The sequence below is a fragment of the Phytohabitans aurantiacus genome (assembly GCF_027923225.1).
Taxonomy (GTDB): Bacteria; Actinomycetota; Actinomycetes; order Mycobacteriales; family Micromonosporaceae; genus Phytohabitans; species Phytohabitans aurantiacus.
The window spans coordinates 58,479-74,451 of the sequence record NZ_BSDI01000041.1; the positions used below are offsets into that span (position 1 = coordinate 58,479).

Sequence of the window (15,973 nt, forward strand, 5' to 3'; positions counted from 1 at the left end):
CGTCGCGCTCCGCAAGGTGCACACTACGCGGGATGACGAACGGGCGGCGTGGAGTCGAGGGGCGCATTCGCTTGCTCGGCCCGGTGGAGCTCACGGGCCCGGACGGCACGACCGCGCTGGCCGGAGGTCCGCGAGACCTGCTGTGCGTGCTCGCCCTCCGCGCCGGCGAAACCGTCAGCCGGGCGCTGCTGCGCGAGGCGGGTCGCGAGCCGTCCACACTCGACCGTGACGCCGCCGTCCTTTCCAGCGCCCTCGCCCGCTGCGGCCTGCGCGGCTCGCTTGAGGTGCGCCCGGCGGGATACCGGCTGGTGACGCGGCAGATCGACGTGCGGCGATTCCAGAGCGCGGTACGCCGGGCGCAGGCGTGCCGGCGCGGTGGCGACCTGGCGGGCGCGGTACGCCTCTACGACCGCGCGCTGGTGCTCTGGCGCGGGCCGGAGCCGCTGGCCGAGGCGCGGGTGTCCGGCTGGGCGGGCGCCGAGGTGCGCAGGCTGCGCGAGAGCCGCACGGTGGCGCTGGAAGACCGGTGGGACTGCGCGCTGCGCCTGGCACGCGCGGCGGTGCGGGCGAGCGGCGCCCCGGTGGCCGACCGGGAGGCGGTGGCGGCGGGCATCGCGGCGGCCGCCGACGCCATCGACGCGATTCCGGTACTGGAAGAGGCGGTCGAGGCCCACCCGCTGCGCGAGCGCCGCTGGGAGTTGCTGCTCGTCGCGACGTTCCTCAGTGGACGCCGCAGGGAGGCGCTCGCGGTGTTCGAGCGGGCCCGCCAGACGTTCCTCGACCAGCTCGGCGTCGAGCCCGGTGAGCGGCTGCGCGCCCTGGCGGGTGCCGCCGAGCGAGGCGATCTGGCCGAAGCCGACCCCGACCAGGTCCGGCCGGCCACGATGACTCCGGTGCGCGCCGCCCACCTCGCGACCCTGCCGGTACCGCTGACGAGCCTGCTCGGGCGCGACGCCCTGCTCGACGCGCTCGCCGGCTGGCTGCGCGACCGCCGGCTGGTCACGCTGGTCGGTCCGGGCGGTGCGGGCAAGACCCGGCTGGCCATCGCGGCGGCGCGCCAGGTCCGCGGGCCGGTGCCCTGGTTCGTCGAGCTGAGCTCCGTGGAGTCTCCGGTACGCGTCGCGGGCGCGGTCGCCGAGGCGTTGGGCCTGCGGCAGGAGACCAGCGGCGACGCGGTCGACGCCATCGTCGACGAGATCGGTCACCAGGACCTCCTGCTGGTACTCGACAACTGCGAGCACCTCCTCGCGGGCTGCGCCGAGCTGGTCGCCCGGCTGCTGCGCCGGTGCTCGCGGCTGCGGATCCTGGCGACCAGCCGCGCCGCGCTCCGGGTGCCCGACGAGCTGGTGGTGCCGGTGCCGCCACTGCTGCCCGAGGCGGCGGCCCGCCTCTTCCTGGAGCGCGCGCAGGCCCGCTCCGGCCGCCCGGTGGCCGAGGGCAGTGCCGGTGCGGTGGCGCAACTGTGCGCCGAGCTTGACGGGCTGCCGCTGGCCATCGAGCTGGCCGCCGCCCGCACCCCGCTGCTCAGCGTGCCGGAGATCGTCGCCCGGCTCCGCAGCGACCTGCGCCTGCTGCACAGCCCCGACCCGACCGTGCCGGACCGGCACCGCACCGTCTCCGCCACCGTGGAGTCCAGCCTTCGCCAGCTCGACCCGGCCACGCAGGCGTACTTCGACCGGCTCGCCGTGTTCGCGGGCTTCGACGCCAGCGCCGCCGAGGCGGCCCGGCAGGCCATGGCGGCCGAGGCACCGGGCACGGACGCGCTCGCCACGCTCGTCGGAGCGTCGCTTGTGGAGCGCACCGGTGACCGGTACCGGATGCTCGTGCCGATCCGCCGGCACGCTCTCGACCGGCTCGCCCGCGACGGTGGCGAAACGGCGGCGCGGCGCGTTCATGCCGCCCACTACCTGGCGGTGGCGGAGTCGGCAGACAGCCAGTTGCGCGGGTCCGGGCAGGAGCTCGGGCTGGCCCGGCTGCGCGCCGACGCGGCAAACCTGCGGGCGGCGATGGCGTGGCTGGCCGAGTCGGGCGCGGCGGCCGTGCCGCACGGCGATTTGCGGCTCTCGACGGCCCTGGCGATGGCGTGCCGGATCGGCGGCCAGTACCGCGAGGCGCTCGGCTGGCTGTCGGCGGCCCTCGTGCGGCACCCGGACGCGCCGGCCCCGCTGCGTGCCGCCGCCGGTGCCGACGCGGCGATGCTCGCCATGCTGCTGTGCGACTACGCGACGGCCGCCGACTACGCCGAGGAAGCCCGCTCGGCGTACCGGGCGACCGGCAACCGCCGCGCCGAGGCCCGCGTGGTGATGACGCTCGGTTCGGTGGCTCGCGAGCGCGCCCAGTACGCGATATCCGCCGCCCACCTCGACGCGGCCACCGCCACGTGCGTCGAGTGCGGTGACGAGCTGGGCGAGGCGCGGGCGGTACTGCTGCGTGGCTTCACCGCGTGGCTGGCCGGCGACCTCGAACGGGCCGAGTCGCGGCTGCGGGCGTGCCGGCGCTGGTTCGAGCGGCTGGACGACCCGGAGCAGGCGGCGACCGCCCTGATGAACCTGGGTGCCGTCGCCCTGTACCGGGGTGACATCGACCGGGCCGGCTCGCTGCTCGACGCGGCTCTGGAGCGGTACGCGGCGCTCGGGTTCCCGGAGGGCCTCGGCTGGGCGCACAACCTGCGCGGCCTGGTGGAGCTGCGTATCGGCCGGATCGACCGCGCCGAGGCGCACCTGGCGCTGAGCCTGGCGACGCACCGCGAGGTGGGCGACCGGTGGCGCACCGCGAGCGTGCTGGAGGCCCTCGCCGAGGTGCACCGCACGGGCGACCCGCGCCGGGCCGCCCGCCTGCTGGGCGCGGCCGCCCGCATCCGGGCCGAGATCGGCGCACCCGTCCCCGCCTGCGAGCGCGCCGACCTGGCGGTGACCACGGCAGGCGTCCGCGCCGCGCTGGGTGGGGCCTTCGACGCGTTGTACGCCGAGGCCCGCACCCTGCCGCTGGACGAGGCGCTGGTGCCCCGCGCCCTCGTCTAAGCGGGCGGAGGGATGTGCTCCGGCTCGGCTATGCAGGCTGTGCCTATGCGGCGGAAGCCGACCCTCGTGTAGACCCGCGCGATGTCTTCGCTGCCGGCAGACAGGAAGACCAGGTCGGTGCCGTTGCTGAGGGCGTGACTGGCGAGGGCGGCTGTCACGGCGGCGCCCAGGCCGCGGCGGCGAGCCGACGGGAGGGTGGCAACGCCGACGATCTCGGCGACGTCGTCGACGCGCTGGTACATGCCGCTGGCCAGTACCCCATCGGGAGATGGCACCAGCGCGGACGCCCGCTTGCCCGCGAGCGCCGCCCGCCGCTCGCTCTCGACCTCGTCCTCGGCGAGCGGCACCGTCGCGACGTCCCGTTCCGTGGGACCGGCGCTTCCGGCCGCGGTGCCCGGCACGCTGAACCCGATCGCCGCCACGGCCCGCCGCGCCGCGAGGTCCGCGGCGAACGACGGCGCCTCGGCATCGAGGATCGTCACCGGTACTGGCGGCGGCGCCGGCGCCGCCGCCCGATCCAGCACGAGCAGTGGCGCTTCGAGCACGCGCAGTCCTGCCGAGCGCGCCACGGGGAGCAGGTCGGGGCTCGTTTCATGGACCCACTCGAATGCTTCTGGCGCTCCAACCTCGCGCTGACGGGCGCGAACCGCGATAACATCGGCTGCGGAGGGCGGCTCCGCAGCACCCAGCCGGGGCCGCGCGTAGTACGGCCAACCCGCGCCGTCGCGCACGAAGAGCACCAGCCCACCGAAGTCTTCGGTGTGGGCTCCGTCACGGGGCACGGCGTCGTAGAAGCGTTCCAAACGGTCAAACAGCTCAGTCACGTGTGATCTATCTCCGCTGGTGGAGTTCGGTAACCCCTAACGTAGACTCGAATGACTCAGCAGGGCCGACGTCGTCCCGATCTTTGATTCAGTGCGAGCGACGACAGGAGGCCCGGTGGTTCATCCGCACCTTCAGCCATCTCCCGAAGGGCTGTACGACCCGGCGTACGAACACGACGCCTGCGGCGTGGCCTTCGTGGCGGACCTCTCCGGTCGCCGTTCACACGACGTGGTGGCGAAGGGGCTTTCGGCCCTGTGCCGGCTGGACCACCGGGGTGCCCGGGGTGCGGAGCCGAACACCGGTGACGGCGCCGGGATCATGGTCCAGGTTCCCGACGAGTTCTTCCGTGCCGTGGTGGAGTTCGAGCTGCCGCCCGCGGGGCGGTACGCGACAGGTCTGGTGTTCCTGCCGCACGACCCGGCGGAGCAGGCACGCGCGCTGCAGGTGCTGGAGAAGTACGCGCTCGTCGAGGGCGCCGACATCCTCGGCTGGCGGGAGCTGCCGGTCGACCCGTCCGACCTGGGCGAGACGGCCGAGGCGGCGCGCCCGCACATCCGGCAGCTGTTCATCGCCGCGCACCGGCTGACCGACTCTCCGGATGGCCCGGCGGGCTCCCCGCTGACCGGCATCGACCTCGACCGGGTCGCGTTCTGCGTGCGCAAGCGCACCGAGCGCGAGACCGCCGAGCGGGGCGTGCCGGCGTACTTCCCGTCGCTGTCGTCGCGCACGATGGTCTACAAGGGCATGCTGACGCCCGAGCAGGTGCCGGCGTTCTTCCCCGACCTGCTCGACGAGCGGGTGGCGAGCGCGATCGCGCTGGTGCACTCCCGCTTCTCCACCAACACGTTTCCGTCGTGGCCACTGGCCCACCCGTACCGGTTCATCGCCCACAACGGTGAGATCAACACGATCCGCGGAAACAAGAACTGGATGAACGCCCGCGAGGCGCTGCTGGCCTCGAAGAACATCCCGGGCAACATCAAGCGCCTGTTCCCCATCTGCACGCCCGACGCCTCCGACGCGGCAAACGTCGACGAGGTGCTCGAGCTGCTGCACCTGGCCGGGCGCAGCCTCCCGCACGCCATGCTGATGATGATCCCGGAGGCGTGGGAGAACGACACCGACATGGACCCGGAGCGGCGCGCCTTCTACCGCTTCCACGCGAGCCTGATGGAGCCGTGGGACGGTCCGGCGGCGGTCGCCTTCACCGACGGCACGGTCGTCGGCGCGGTGCTCGACCGCAACGGCCTGCGTCCGGGCCGGTGGTGGCGCACCAGCGACGGCCTGGTGGTGCTGGGCAGCGAGGCGGGCGTGCTCGACCTCGACCCGGCCACCGTCGTCGCCAAGGGGCGGCTCCAGCCCGGCCGGATGTTCCTGGTCGACACCGGCTCGGGTCGCATCGTCGAAGACGACGAGATCAAGGCGTCGCTCTCGGTGGAGCAGCCGTACGACGACTGGCTGCACGCCGGGCTCATCAACCTGGAAGACCTCCCCGAGCGCGAGCACATCGTCTACACGCACGACTCGGTGCAGCGCCGCCAGCAGACCTTCGGATACACCGAGGAGGAGCTGAAGATCCTCCTGGCGCCGATGGCCCGCACCGGCGCCGAGCCGCTCGGTTCGATGGGCACCGACACGCCGATCTCGCCGCTGTCCAGCCGGCCGCGGCTGATGTACGACTACTTCCACCAGCTGTTCGCGCAGGTCACCAACCCGCCGTTGGACGCGATCCGCGAGGAGTTGGTCACCAGCCTCCAGTCGACGATCGGCCCCGAGGGCAACCTGCTCGACCCGGGCCCGGCGAGCTGCCGCCAGATCGTGCTGCCGTACCCGATCATCGACAACGACGAGCTCGCCAAGATCCTGTCGATCGACGACGACGGCGACCTGCCCGGCTTCAAGGCGGTCCGGGTCTCCGGCCTGTACCCGCTGCGTGACGGCGCCGCGGGCATCAAGGCGCGGCTGACGCAGATCTGCCGGCATGTCTCCGAGGCGATCGAAGACGGCGTGCGCATCCTGGTGCTCTCCGACCGCGACTCCAACGCGCAGCTCGCGCCGATCCCGTCGCTGCTGCTCACGGCGGCCGTGCACCAGCACCTGGTGCGCGAGCAGACCCGCACCCAGGTGGCGCTGATCGTCGAGACCGGTGACTGCCGCGAGGTGCACCACGCGGCCGTGCTGATCGGATACGGCGCGGCGGCGGTCAACCCGTACCTGGCGTTCGAGTCGGTCGAAGACCTGGTCTCCACGGGTGCGCTGGCCGGCGTGGAACCGGCCAAGGGCGTGCGCAACTACGTCAAGGCGCTCGGCAAGGGCGTCCTGAAGATCATGTCGAAGATGGGCATCTCGACGGTGTCGTCGTACTGCGGCGCGCAGGTGTTCGAGGCGGTCGGCCTCGATGCCAAGCTCGTCCAGCGGTACTTCGCGGGCACGCCCAGCAAGATCGGCGGAGTCGGCCTGGCCGGCATCCACGAAGAGATCAAGGCTCGGCACGCGCGGGCGTACCCCGCCAACGAGGCCGAGCGGGCGCACCGCCGGCTCGACGTGGGTGGCGAGTACCAGTGGCGCCGCGAGGGCGAGGTGCACCTCTTCAACCCGGAGACGGTGTTCCTGCTCCAGCACGCCACGCGGAGCCGGCAGTACGACGTGTTCAAGCGGTACACGTCCAAGGTGGACGAGCTCGCCAAGGACGCCGGCTCGCTGCGCGGCCTCTTCACGCTGCGCACCGGCGTCCGGCCTGCGGTGCCGATCGACGAGGTCGAGCCGGCTTCGGAGATCGTCAAGCGCTTCTCCACGGGTGCCATGTCGTACGGGTCGATCTCGGCCGAGGCGCACGAGACGCTCGCCATCGCGATGAACAACCTCGGCGGCAAGTCCAACACCGGCGAGGGCGGCGAAGACGTCGAGCGGCTCTACGACCCGGCCCGGCGCTCGTCGGTCAAGCAGATCGCGAGCGGCCGCTTCGGCGTGACCGGCGAGTACCTCGTCAACGCCGACGACCTGCAGATCAAGATGGCGCAGGGCGCGAAGCCGGGCGAGGGCGGCCAGCTCCCGGGCAACAAGGTGTGGCCGTGGATCGCCAAGACCCGGCACGCCACCCCGGGCGTCGGCCTCATCTCGCCGCCGCCGCACCACGACATCTACTCGATCGAAGACCTCGCCCAACTCGTACACGACCTGAAGTGCGTCAACCCGGGCGCCCGGGTACACGTCAAGCTGGTCTCCGAGATCGGTGTCGGCACGGTCGCCGCGGGCGTCGCGAAGCTCAAGTCCGACGTCATCCTGATCTCCGGGCACGACGGCGGCACGGGCGCCTCGCCGCTCAACTCGCTCAAGCACGCCGGCACGCCGTGGGAGCTGGGCCTCGCCGAGACGCAGCAGACGCTGCTGCTCAACAGGCTGCGCGACCGGGTCACCGTGCAGGTCGACGGCCAGCTCAAGACCGGCCGCGACGTGGTGGTCGCCGCGCTGCTCGGCGCCGAGGAGTACGGGTTCGCCACGGCCCCGCTGATCGTCTCGGGCTGCATCATGATGCGGGTCTGCCACCTCGACACCTGTCCGGTCGGCATCGCCACGCAAAACCCGGTGCTGCGCGAGCGGTACACGGGCAAGCCCGAGTTCGTCGAGAACTTCTTCCTCTTCCTCGCCGAGGAGGTCCGGGCGTACCTTGCCGAGCTTGGCTTCCGCTCCCTCGACGACGCGATCGGCCACGCCGAGCTGCTCGAGGTGGCGCCCGCGGTCGAGCACTGGAAGGCCAAGGGCCTCGACCTGACCCCCGTGCTGCACGTGCCGGACCTGCCCGAGGGCGCCGCCCGCCGGCGTGTCCGGTCGCAGGACCACGGCCTGGAGCGGTCGCTCGACAACGAGCTGATCGCGCTGGCCCAGCCGGCGCTGGCCGACCGCGAGCCGGTACGTGCCGAGGTCGCGGTGCGCAACGAGCACCGCAGCGTCGGCGCGATGCTCGGCGGCGAGGTGGCTCGCCGGTACGGCGGTGCCGGCCTGCCGGTCGACACCATCGACATCACGCTGCACGGCACGGCTGGGCAGTCGTTCGGCGCGTTCCTGCCCAACGGGGTGACCCTGCGGCTGCACGGCGACGCCAACGACTACGTCGGCAAGGGGCTATCGGGCGGCCGCATCGTGGTGCGCCCGGCCGCCAGCGCGCCGTTCACCGCCGAAGAGCACATCATCGCCGGAAACACGATCCTCTATGGAGCGACGGCCGGTGAGCTGTTCCTGCGCGGCCGGGTCGGCGAGCGGTTCGCCGTCCGCAACTCCGGCGGTGTGGCCATTGTGGAGGGTGTCGGCGACCACGGCTGCGAGTACATGACGGGCGGCACCGTCGTGGTGCTCGGCCAGACCGGCCGCAACTTCGCCGCTGGCATGTCGGGTGGCACCGCGTTCGTGTGGCGCCTCGACAAGAGCAAGGTCAACCCCGAACTGGTCGAGCTCGAACCGCTCAGCGACGAAGAGCAGGTCAGCCTGCGCGCCCTCGTCGAACGGCACTTCGCCGAGACCGACTCGGCCGTGGCCGAAGAGCTGCTCAAGCGCTGGCCCGAGGCGGTCGACGAGTTCACCGCCGTGGTGCCGCGCGACTACAAGCGCGTCATGGAAGCGATCCGCACCGCCGAAGCCGCCGGTCGGAACATCGACGAAGCGGTGATGGAGGTCGCTCGTGCCTGATCCTCAAGGGTTCCTTCGCTACGACCGCCAGCTGCCCAGCCGCCGCCCGGTGCCCGTGCGCATCCAGGACTGGCGCGAGGTCTACCCGGTGGCCAGCGACGGACTGATCCGCGATCAAGCCACCCGCTGCATGGACTGCGGCATCCCGTTCTGCCACGACGGCTGCCCGCTCGGCAACCGCATCCCGGACTGGAATGACCTGGTCCGCACCGGCAGCTGGGCGGCCGCCATCGAGGCACTGCACGCCACCAACAACTTCCCGGAGTTCACGGGGCGGCTGTGCCCGGCGCCGTGCGAGGCCGCGTGCGTGCTCGGCATCGCGGGTGGCGACGCCGTGACGATCAAGCAGGTCGAGGTCGAGATCATCAACCGGGCCTTCGACTACGGCTTCGTCACGCCGCAGGCGGTGCCGCCGCCGTCGGGCAAGCGGATCGCCGTCGTCGGCTCCGGGCCCGCCGGGCTCGCCGCCGCGCAGCAGCTCGCCCGCGCCGGCCACGAGGTCATCGTGTACGAGCGCGACGACGCCATCGGTGGCCTCATGCGGTACGGCATCCCCGACTTCAAGCTGGAGAAGCAGCACATCGACCGGCGCCTCGCCCAGATGGCAGCGGAGGGCGTCCAGTTCCGCACGTCCGTCAACGTGGGCGTCGACGTCACCGCCGCCGACCTGCGCGCGACGCACGACGCGGTGCTGCTCGCCTGCGGCGCGCTGGCCGGCCGCGACACTCCTGAGACGCCCGGCCGCCAGTTGCGCGGCGTCCACCTGGCAATGGACCACTTGGTACCGGCCAACCGTGTCGTCGCGGGCCTTCAAGACTCGGTCCCGATCGACGCGGCCGGCAAGCACGTCGTGATCATCGGTGGTGGCGACACCGCGGCCGACTGCCTCGGCGTGGCCCACCGCCAGGGCGCGGCCGGCATCAACCAGCTCGACATCTACCCCGAGCCACCGTCGTCCCGCGACGAAGACCGCGACCCGTGGCCGACGTGGCCGTGGATCCTGCGCAACTACCCCGCTCACGAAGAGGGCGGTTCGCGCGTGTTCGCCGTCGCGGTGCGCGAGTTCGTCGACGACGGCACCGGCCAGGTGCGGGCGGTGCGCATCTCGGAGGTACAGGTCGAGAAGCGCGACGGCCAGCGCATCATGACGTATGTGCCGGGCTCCGAGCGGGAGCTCCCCGCCGACCTGGTACTGCTGGCGATCGGCTTCGACGGCACCGAGGAGCAGCCGCTGCTCGATCAGCTCGGCGTGATCCGCAACCGTCGCGGTGCCATCGACGCCAGCCCCGACTGGCAGACCGCGGCCGACGGCGTCTTCGTGGCCGGCGACATGCACCGCGGCGCCTCGCTGATCGTGTGGGCGATCGCCGAGGGCAGGGCGGCGGCGGCAGCCATCCACAGCTACGTAGGCGGCGCCGGCGACCTCCCCGCTCCCGTAACCCCCGCGGCCATCCCCCTACACGCCTAACCGCCCCGCGCCCCGCGCCCCGCGCCCCGCGCCCCGCGCCCCGCGCCCCGCGCCCCGCGCCCCGCGCCCCGCGCCCCGCGCCCCGCGCCCCGCGCGCCGCGCGCCGCGCGCGGCGCCCGCCTTCGCGTCGATCAAGGGCAAACGCACGTGGTTCGATCTCTCTTCCACGTGCGTTCGCCCTTGATCCATGCAAATCACCTTGATCGGCGCCGCCGGGCGGCGCCCTCCCCACCGCGCGATGTCCGCGCGCCTCGGGCGCGCCCCGCGCGCCCCGCGCGCCGGCCGCACGGACCTGACGCCTCGCCGGCACGAGTGCCGGCCTAGCCGGCGGCGCGGTCCGTCCACATGACGCGCGCCGTGGAGACTGTGGCGACCTGCTGCCCCTCCAAGGGCAGCAGGTCGCCACAAACCAGCTACCGTCGCTGCGTGCGCGCGATCCTGATCTCTGGCCTGCCTGGCGCGGGCAAGACCACCGTCGCCCGGATGCTCGCCGCGCGGTATCCGCGGTCGGCGCACATCGAGGGCGACATCGTGGGGGAGCGGTTCATCGTCAACGGGTGCGTGCTGCCCGGCGGTTCGCCTGCCGACGAGGCCGACGCCCAGCTCCTGCTGCGCCGCCGCATCATGTGCCGCATGGCCGACGAGTACGCCGAGGCGAGCTTCGTGCCGGTGCTGGACGACGTGGTCGTGTCACCATCGGTGCTCGACGTCTACCTCGACCGCCTCGCCACCAAGCCGTTCGCGTTCGTGCAGCTCATCCCCGACCTGGCGACTATCGAGCGCCGCGACGGGGGCCGCGACAAGCATGTCTTCGAGATGTGGAAGCACCTCGACACCGAGCTGCGCACCACCATGCCCCGCACGGGCCTGTGGCTCGACACCACCCATCTCACCGCGGAGCAGACCGTCGACGCGATCGAAGCCAACCTCCACACCGCCATGATCGCGTCCTGATCGCCCGGCCGTCCGCGAGCTGCGCGCCTCGTCCGTGGTCCAGTCGTCACGTCACGGGTATGTGATCTTGGGGATATCCGGGTGACACAGCGAGGGCTAAGGGTGGGGGCATGGCACCCACCCCACCCACAGACGCCGAGCTCGACGTCCTGATCAGGGCGCGGCTCGCGTCGCTGGGCATCGACCTCGACCAGCTTCCGCCCGGTGCGACGGCTGACCCGGTGACGGGATCGCCGGGCCGGGACTCCGTGCTCGCCTCGTTGCGCTCGTTCGTGCGGGGCACGGTGACGACGATCGCCGCCTACCAGCTTCCCGCGCCCGCGGGCACCGACCCAGCGGTTGCGGCGCCCTTGTCGCAGCAGCCGGCACCCATGCTGTACCCGTCGATCAGCATGGAGTGGCGCAAGTGAGCGCCGTCGACCGGCGGGCGTTCCTCGCCCGCACCGCCGCGCTCGCGGCGGCGACGACCACGGTCGGGGTCACGCTGCCAAGGATCGCCAACGCCGCACCCAGGTTTGGACAGAACGCGTACGTCAAGCCGCGTCCCGAGGCGCTCGCGGACCCGACCGAGCTGACCCTCGCCGAGGCGGCGTGGATGGTCCGCGCTGGACGGATCACGCCGCTGGAGCTCGTCGAGGCGTACCTCGACCGGATCGCGGCGCACGACGCGACGTACCAGGCGTTCAACACGGTGCTCGCCGATGAGGCGCGCGCGGCCGCCAGAGCCATCAAGAAGAGTCCACATCGGAGTCCGCTGCACGGCATCCCGCTCGCCATCAAGGACAACTACTACACGGCCGGCGTGCGCACCACCGCGAACTCCTACCTGTTCCAGGATTTCGTGCCGCCCTTTGACGGTACGGCTGTCGCGCGGCTCAAGAGCGCGGGCGCGATCGTGCTCGGCAAGACCCAGATGGGCCCGCTCGCCACCACTCGGGCGACCACACCGGCGGGCGTCATCACGACCGTCAACGCGTGGACGCCGGCGCGACCGGGCGTCGACCCGGGCGGCTCGTCGACGGGCACGGCCACCGCGGTCGCGGGCCGGCTCGCGACGTCGGGGACCGGCACGCAGACCGGCGGATCCATCACCGCACCGTCGAACGCCCAGAACCTCACCGGTCTCAAGCCGACCATGGGTCGGGTGTCGCTGTACGGCATCATCCCGCTCAGCTACACGCGCGACCATCCCGGCCCGCTGGCCCGGGACGCCAAGGACGCCGCCATCATGCTCACCGCGATGGCCGGCGAGGACGCCAACGACCCGCGGACGCAAGGCCTGCCGGCGGTCCCGGATCTGATCGAGGCCGCGACGCCCGTCTACACGGGACGCCGCGTGAAGCTGCGGCGTAGCACGCGGATCGGCGTGCTGCCCGGGTACGCCGACGGCACGTCCGAGACGGCGGCTGCCCGCCGCGCGTTCCTGTCCACAATCGACGCCGTACCGGGCGCCAGCCTCGTCGAGGTGCCGCTCCCCGATGAGTGGGACCTGCTGACCGGCACCGCGTTCAACAACGTGCGGCTGCCCGAGCGCAGCGAACCGTTCATGCCGTATCTACGCAAGGACCTGCGTGGCTTCGGCGTATCGGTGACCGGCTGGCTCCAGGGCGTGCTGCTCGGGGCGAACGAGTTCCTCACCGGGCAGCGCGCGAAGCTGCTCCTGCTGGAGCGGGTACTGGACCAGATCTTCGAGCGCTGCGACGTCGTGGTGCAGACGAGCCCGGTACCCTTCGACATCCTCGGCCTGCCCGAGATCGGGTTCCCGATCGGGTTCACCGCCGACGGGGTACCCATTGGCACCATTCTCGGCGGCGAGCCGTACGCGGAGGATCGGCTGCTCTCGGTCGTCGCCGCCTATCAGGCGGTGTCGGACTGGCACCTGCGCCGACCGGCGGATCCGCAGGCGCCGGGTGCGACGGCGCTGCGCGCCGCCGCACCCGACCGTGGCCGGCTCACCGCCGAAGAGGTGGCCGCCACGATGCAGTGACTCAGTACACCACGCAGTGACTCAGTAGTAGCGCTCGAGCAACGCCTTGTCGTTGGCGTTCGGGTACTTGCTCATGCCCGCGACCAGCTTCCCGTACATGCAGCTGCCCGTCGACGTGTTGTGGTCCAGTCCCAGGGCGTGTCCCATCTCGTGGCACGCCGCGGTCCACTTTTCGGTCTCGGTGTTGGCGTGGTAGTCGTTGAGGTAGATGGCCGCGCTCGTGGCGTACGTCTCCGCGGCGTTCCAGCGCACCCACGTCTCGCCGACCCAGCCGGTGTTGCCGTAGTTGGCGCTGACCATGTCGATGCAGTGAGCGCTGCTCAGGCAGCCGGCGCTCGGCGTACGGCGGATGGAGTCGATGCCGGAGACCGTGTTCCATTCGGTGGCCGCGCGGCCGACCGGCCACGCCGCGCTCGTGCGGTCGAGGAAGTGGAGGATCGGTCGCGGTTGCCCCTTGTAGGCCCACCTCCAGAAGCACGTGGTCGAGGTGGGCCACGTGCGTGCTGTGCCCAGTGAGCACGCGGCCGCCTGCGCCGAGATGTCGCCCTCCGTGTGGACGACCACGTTCGGCACGCCGCTCTCCGTCAGCATGCGCGCCAGCTCGGTGGGCGTGACGTCCGGCGCCGGCGTGAAGATGCGCTTCGTCACCGTGCCATCCGCGTTGACGGTGACGGAGGAGACCTCCGCGAAAGCCTCGGTCTCGTCGGCGTGCGCCGGTGTCGCGATGCCGATCGTGCCGGCCAGGACGGCGATCGCCGCCGCGATGAACGTACGGTTGCGTGTTTTCATGGGCACCTCCCCAGGTAGTTTTTGATCAAATGCCCACGGATGGTGACAGTCCACAGAGGCCGGCGTCGAGCGACCGTGATACTTCGCATGCGCCGCAACCGATACGCGTCCGACTACGTCAAAGGCGGTTTCGTACCAGTGTGCGTACCTCGTCGAGCGCGGACGGCGCGACGGAGAGCACCGTGCAGCCGAGACCGATCAGCAGCGGCACCACGGACGGGTCGGCCGCCGCGTCACCGCATAGCGATACCGGCTTGCCGTGCCGCTCACCGGCGGCGACGACAGCCGCGATGGCTTGCAGCACAACGGGTTCGGCCGCGCTGCCCGGGTTGAGTCGCGGGTCGCGGCGGTCGAGCCCGAGCAGGCTGGCGCTGAGGTCGTTGCTGCCGATGGAGAGGAAGTCGGCGGCCTCCGCGATCTCGTCGACAGCGGCTACCGCCGGCGGCGACTCGATCATGGCGCCAAGTGGCGTGGACGGCGACGCGAGCAGCGCGCGGCACTCGTGCACCTGCTCGGCCGACTCCACCAGCGGGAGCATGACGCGCAGCGACGTGCCGGCGCCGGCCAGCCGGATCGCGCGCAGTTGAGCGGCGAGCGCGCCGGGCGCCGACAGCGACAGCGCGATACCTCGCAACGACTGTCCACTGAGGAACGGTGGCACCTTGTCGCCACCGAAATCCAGCGTCCGCACCGTCGCGACCCGTCCCACCAGCGGAGCGAGCACCGGTCGCAGTGCCGCCATGTGGTCGGCCTCGGTGGGCCACGATGTCGTCGCGAGGAACGGCAGCTCGGTGCGCACCAGCCCCGCGCCCGCGGCACCGGCGGCCACCGCCGCGATGGCGTCGTCGGGTGTGCTTACGTTGGCCAGCAACGTGATGGCTCGCCCACCGCGCGTGACCGCCGGCAACTCGCGCTCGGACGCCAGTGTCACCCGCCGCTCCGCAGCCGCCCGCATCGCCACCCGCGCGGCGTGCTGCTCCTCGCCGGTTGGCGCGACCACCACGGAAGCGCCGTCCACGATGGCCAGAGCACCGTCGGGCGCCTCCAGTTCCAGTCCAAACACCAGGGGTACGCCCAGAGCGCGCGCCACGATGGCCACGTGCGCGTTGGGTCCGCCGAGCAGCGACACCGCACCCGCCACCTCGTCGGGTGCGTCGATAAGGTCGTCGGCGCCCAGCTCCCGCCCGACGAGCACGAGCGGCCCTTCCACAGTGGATGCCACGTCGCCCCGCAGCACCGCGACCGCCCGCCGCCCGATCTGCCGCACGTCGGTGGCCCGTGCCGCGAGCGTCGGATCGGGCAGTGCCGCGAGCATGCTCGCGTAGTGCTCGACAGCGACGCGAACCGCCATGTCGGCGGCCTGCCCGGCGCGTGCCGATGTCACGGCGGCGTCGCGCAGGTCGGGGTCGTCGGCGATGAGCGCCATCGTCTCGGCGATGTCGGCCGGCTCGTCGAGCCCGTCATTCCGCAGCGCTGACGCCCGCGCCCGCAGCCGCGCCGCTACCGCGTCGAACGCCGCGATCACATCGTGATCAGGGCGTCCCTCAAGCCGCTCTAACGACTTGAGGGACGCCCTGATCACGTGCCAGATGTGGCCGATGCCCACGCCGGGAGCGCCGGCCGTGCCGCGGTACCTCATGCCGTGACGCTGGCCAGCGCCTCGAACACCAGCCACGTCGACGTCGCGCCCGGATCCTGGTGACCGATGCTGCGCTCGCCGAGGTACGACGCGCGGCCCTTCCGCGCCCGCAGGTCCACGGTGGCACGCATCCCTGCGGCCGCCGCGTCGGCAGCCGCTCGCGCCGCGGCGGCCAGCCCGTCGGCGGCCGCCTTTTCGAAAGCCACCACCGCCGGCTCGTACGCGTCGACCATGGTCTTGTCGCCGGGTGCCGCACCGCCGAGCTTGCGTACCGCGTCCAGCCCCGCCCGCAACCCGGCGGCAACCTCGGGAGCATCCACTGTGGAGGCCGTGCCCAACGCCTTGCCCAGCGCCCGGAACAGCGACCCGTACAGTGGCCCCGACGCGCCACCGACCTTCGACACCAAGGTCCGGCCGGTGACCGCGAAGACCTCGCCCGGTGTCTCAGGACCGTCCAGTACCGCCAGCACCGCCGTGAAGCCCCGGTTGAGGTTGACGCCGTGGTCGGAGTCGCCGATCGCGGCGTCCAGCTGGGTCAGAAGCTCGGTTTGTGCGGCGACGGACGCGGCGACGGCGGAGACCCACGCCCGCGCGAGTGCGGCATCCAC

Annotated in this window: 10 protein-coding genes; 6 read left to right on the plus strand and 4 right to left on the minus strand. The window is 72.3% G+C overall.

The genetic code is table 11. The features are described 5' to 3' along the window. The first annotated feature begins 32 nt into the window (after positions 1 to 32). Complete coding sequence (locus QMG73_RS32345) at positions 33 to 3,020, plus strand: AfsR/SARP family transcriptional regulator (protein ID WP_281902045.1); 2,988 nt, start codon at positions 33 to 35, stop codon at positions 3,018 to 3,020. On the opposite strand, the gene QMG73_RS32350 is transcribed toward QMG73_RS32345, so the two are convergent. After that, complete coding sequence (locus tag QMG73_RS32350; RefSeq protein ID WP_281902047.1) at positions 3,017 to 3,844, minus strand: GNAT family N-acetyltransferase; 828 nt, start codon at positions 3,842 to 3,844, stop codon at positions 3,017 to 3,019. The two genes, QMG73_RS32345 and QMG73_RS32350, sit on opposite strands and share 4 nt — an antisense overlap. A gap of 115 nt (positions 3,845 to 3,959) precedes the next feature. Between QMG73_RS32350 and gltB the strand changes: the two genes are divergently transcribed. From gltB to QMG73_RS32375, 5 genes are all read left to right on the plus strand, one after another. Beyond that, on the plus strand, positions 3,960 to 8,528 hold the full coding sequence (gene gltB / locus QMG73_RS32355) for a glutamate synthase family protein (RefSeq protein ID WP_456107258.1): 4,569 nt from the start codon (positions 3,960 to 3,962) through the stop codon (positions 8,526 to 8,528). After that, a complete protein-coding gene (locus tag QMG73_RS32360) occupies positions 8,521 to 9,996 on the plus strand; it encodes a glutamate synthase subunit beta (RefSeq protein WP_281902051.1) in 1,476 nt (491 codons plus the stop codon). Before gltB ends, QMG73_RS32360 begins: the two co-directional genes overlap by 8 nt. Positions 9,997 to 10,422: 426 nt before the next feature. Next, complete coding sequence (locus tag QMG73_RS32365; RefSeq protein WP_281902053.1) at positions 10,423 to 10,950, plus strand: ATP-binding protein; 528 nt, start codon at positions 10,423 to 10,425, stop codon at positions 10,948 to 10,950. 110 nt (positions 10,951 to 11,060) lie between these two features. Then, positions 11,061 to 11,360, plus strand: coding sequence for a hypothetical protein (locus QMG73_RS32370; RefSeq protein WP_281902055.1), 300 nt, complete (start codon positions 11,061 to 11,063; stop codon positions 11,358 to 11,360). Continuing rightward, positions 11,357 to 12,937 carry an amidase gene (locus tag QMG73_RS32375; protein ID WP_281902056.1) on the plus strand — a complete coding sequence of 527 codons (1,581 nt, stop codon included), beginning with the start codon at positions 11,357 to 11,359 and terminating at the stop codon, positions 12,935 to 12,937. The genes QMG73_RS32370 and QMG73_RS32375 overlap by 4 nt, the downstream gene beginning before the upstream one ends. A gap of 21 nt (positions 12,938 to 12,958) precedes the next feature. Here QMG73_RS32375 and QMG73_RS32380 read toward each other — a convergent pair whose 3' ends face one another. The 3 genes from QMG73_RS32380 to dhaL form a co-directional block, all read right to left on the minus strand. Then, positions 12,959 to 13,726: a matrixin family metalloprotease gene (locus QMG73_RS32380; RefSeq protein ID WP_407676888.1), complete on the minus strand. Its 768-nt coding sequence runs from the start codon at positions 13,724 to 13,726 to the stop codon at positions 12,959 to 12,961. 118 nt (positions 13,727 to 13,844) lie between these two features. Continuing rightward, positions 13,845 to 15,365, minus strand: a complete 1,521-nt coding sequence (locus QMG73_RS32385; protein ID WP_281902057.1) for an aldolase/citrate lyase family protein — start codon at positions 15,363 to 15,365, stop codon at positions 13,845 to 13,847. Beyond that, positions 15,362 to 15,973, minus strand: coding sequence for a dihydroxyacetone kinase subunit DhaL (gene dhaL / locus QMG73_RS32390; RefSeq protein WP_281902058.1), 612 nt, complete (start codon positions 15,971 to 15,973; stop codon positions 15,362 to 15,364). The genes QMG73_RS32385 and dhaL overlap by 4 nt, the downstream gene beginning before the upstream one ends.

Excerpts from the sequence above, each read along its gene's own strand:
- QMG73_RS32370 (WP_281902055.1), top strand. The coding sequence starts at position 11,061 with ATGGCACCCACCCCACCCACAGACGCCGAGCTCGACGTCCTGATCAGG.
- QMG73_RS32380 (WP_407676888.1), bottom strand. The coding sequence starts at position 13,726 with ATGAAAACACGCAACCGTACGTTCATCGCGGCGGCGATCGCCGTCCTG.
- QMG73_RS32345 (WP_281902045.1), top strand. The coding sequence starts at position 33 with ATGACGAACGGGCGGCGTGGAGTCGAGGGGCGCATTCGCTTGCTCGGC.
- QMG73_RS32385 (WP_281902057.1), bottom strand. The coding sequence starts at position 15,365 with ATGAGGTACCGCGGCACGGCCGGCGCTCCCGGCGTGGGCATCGGCCAC.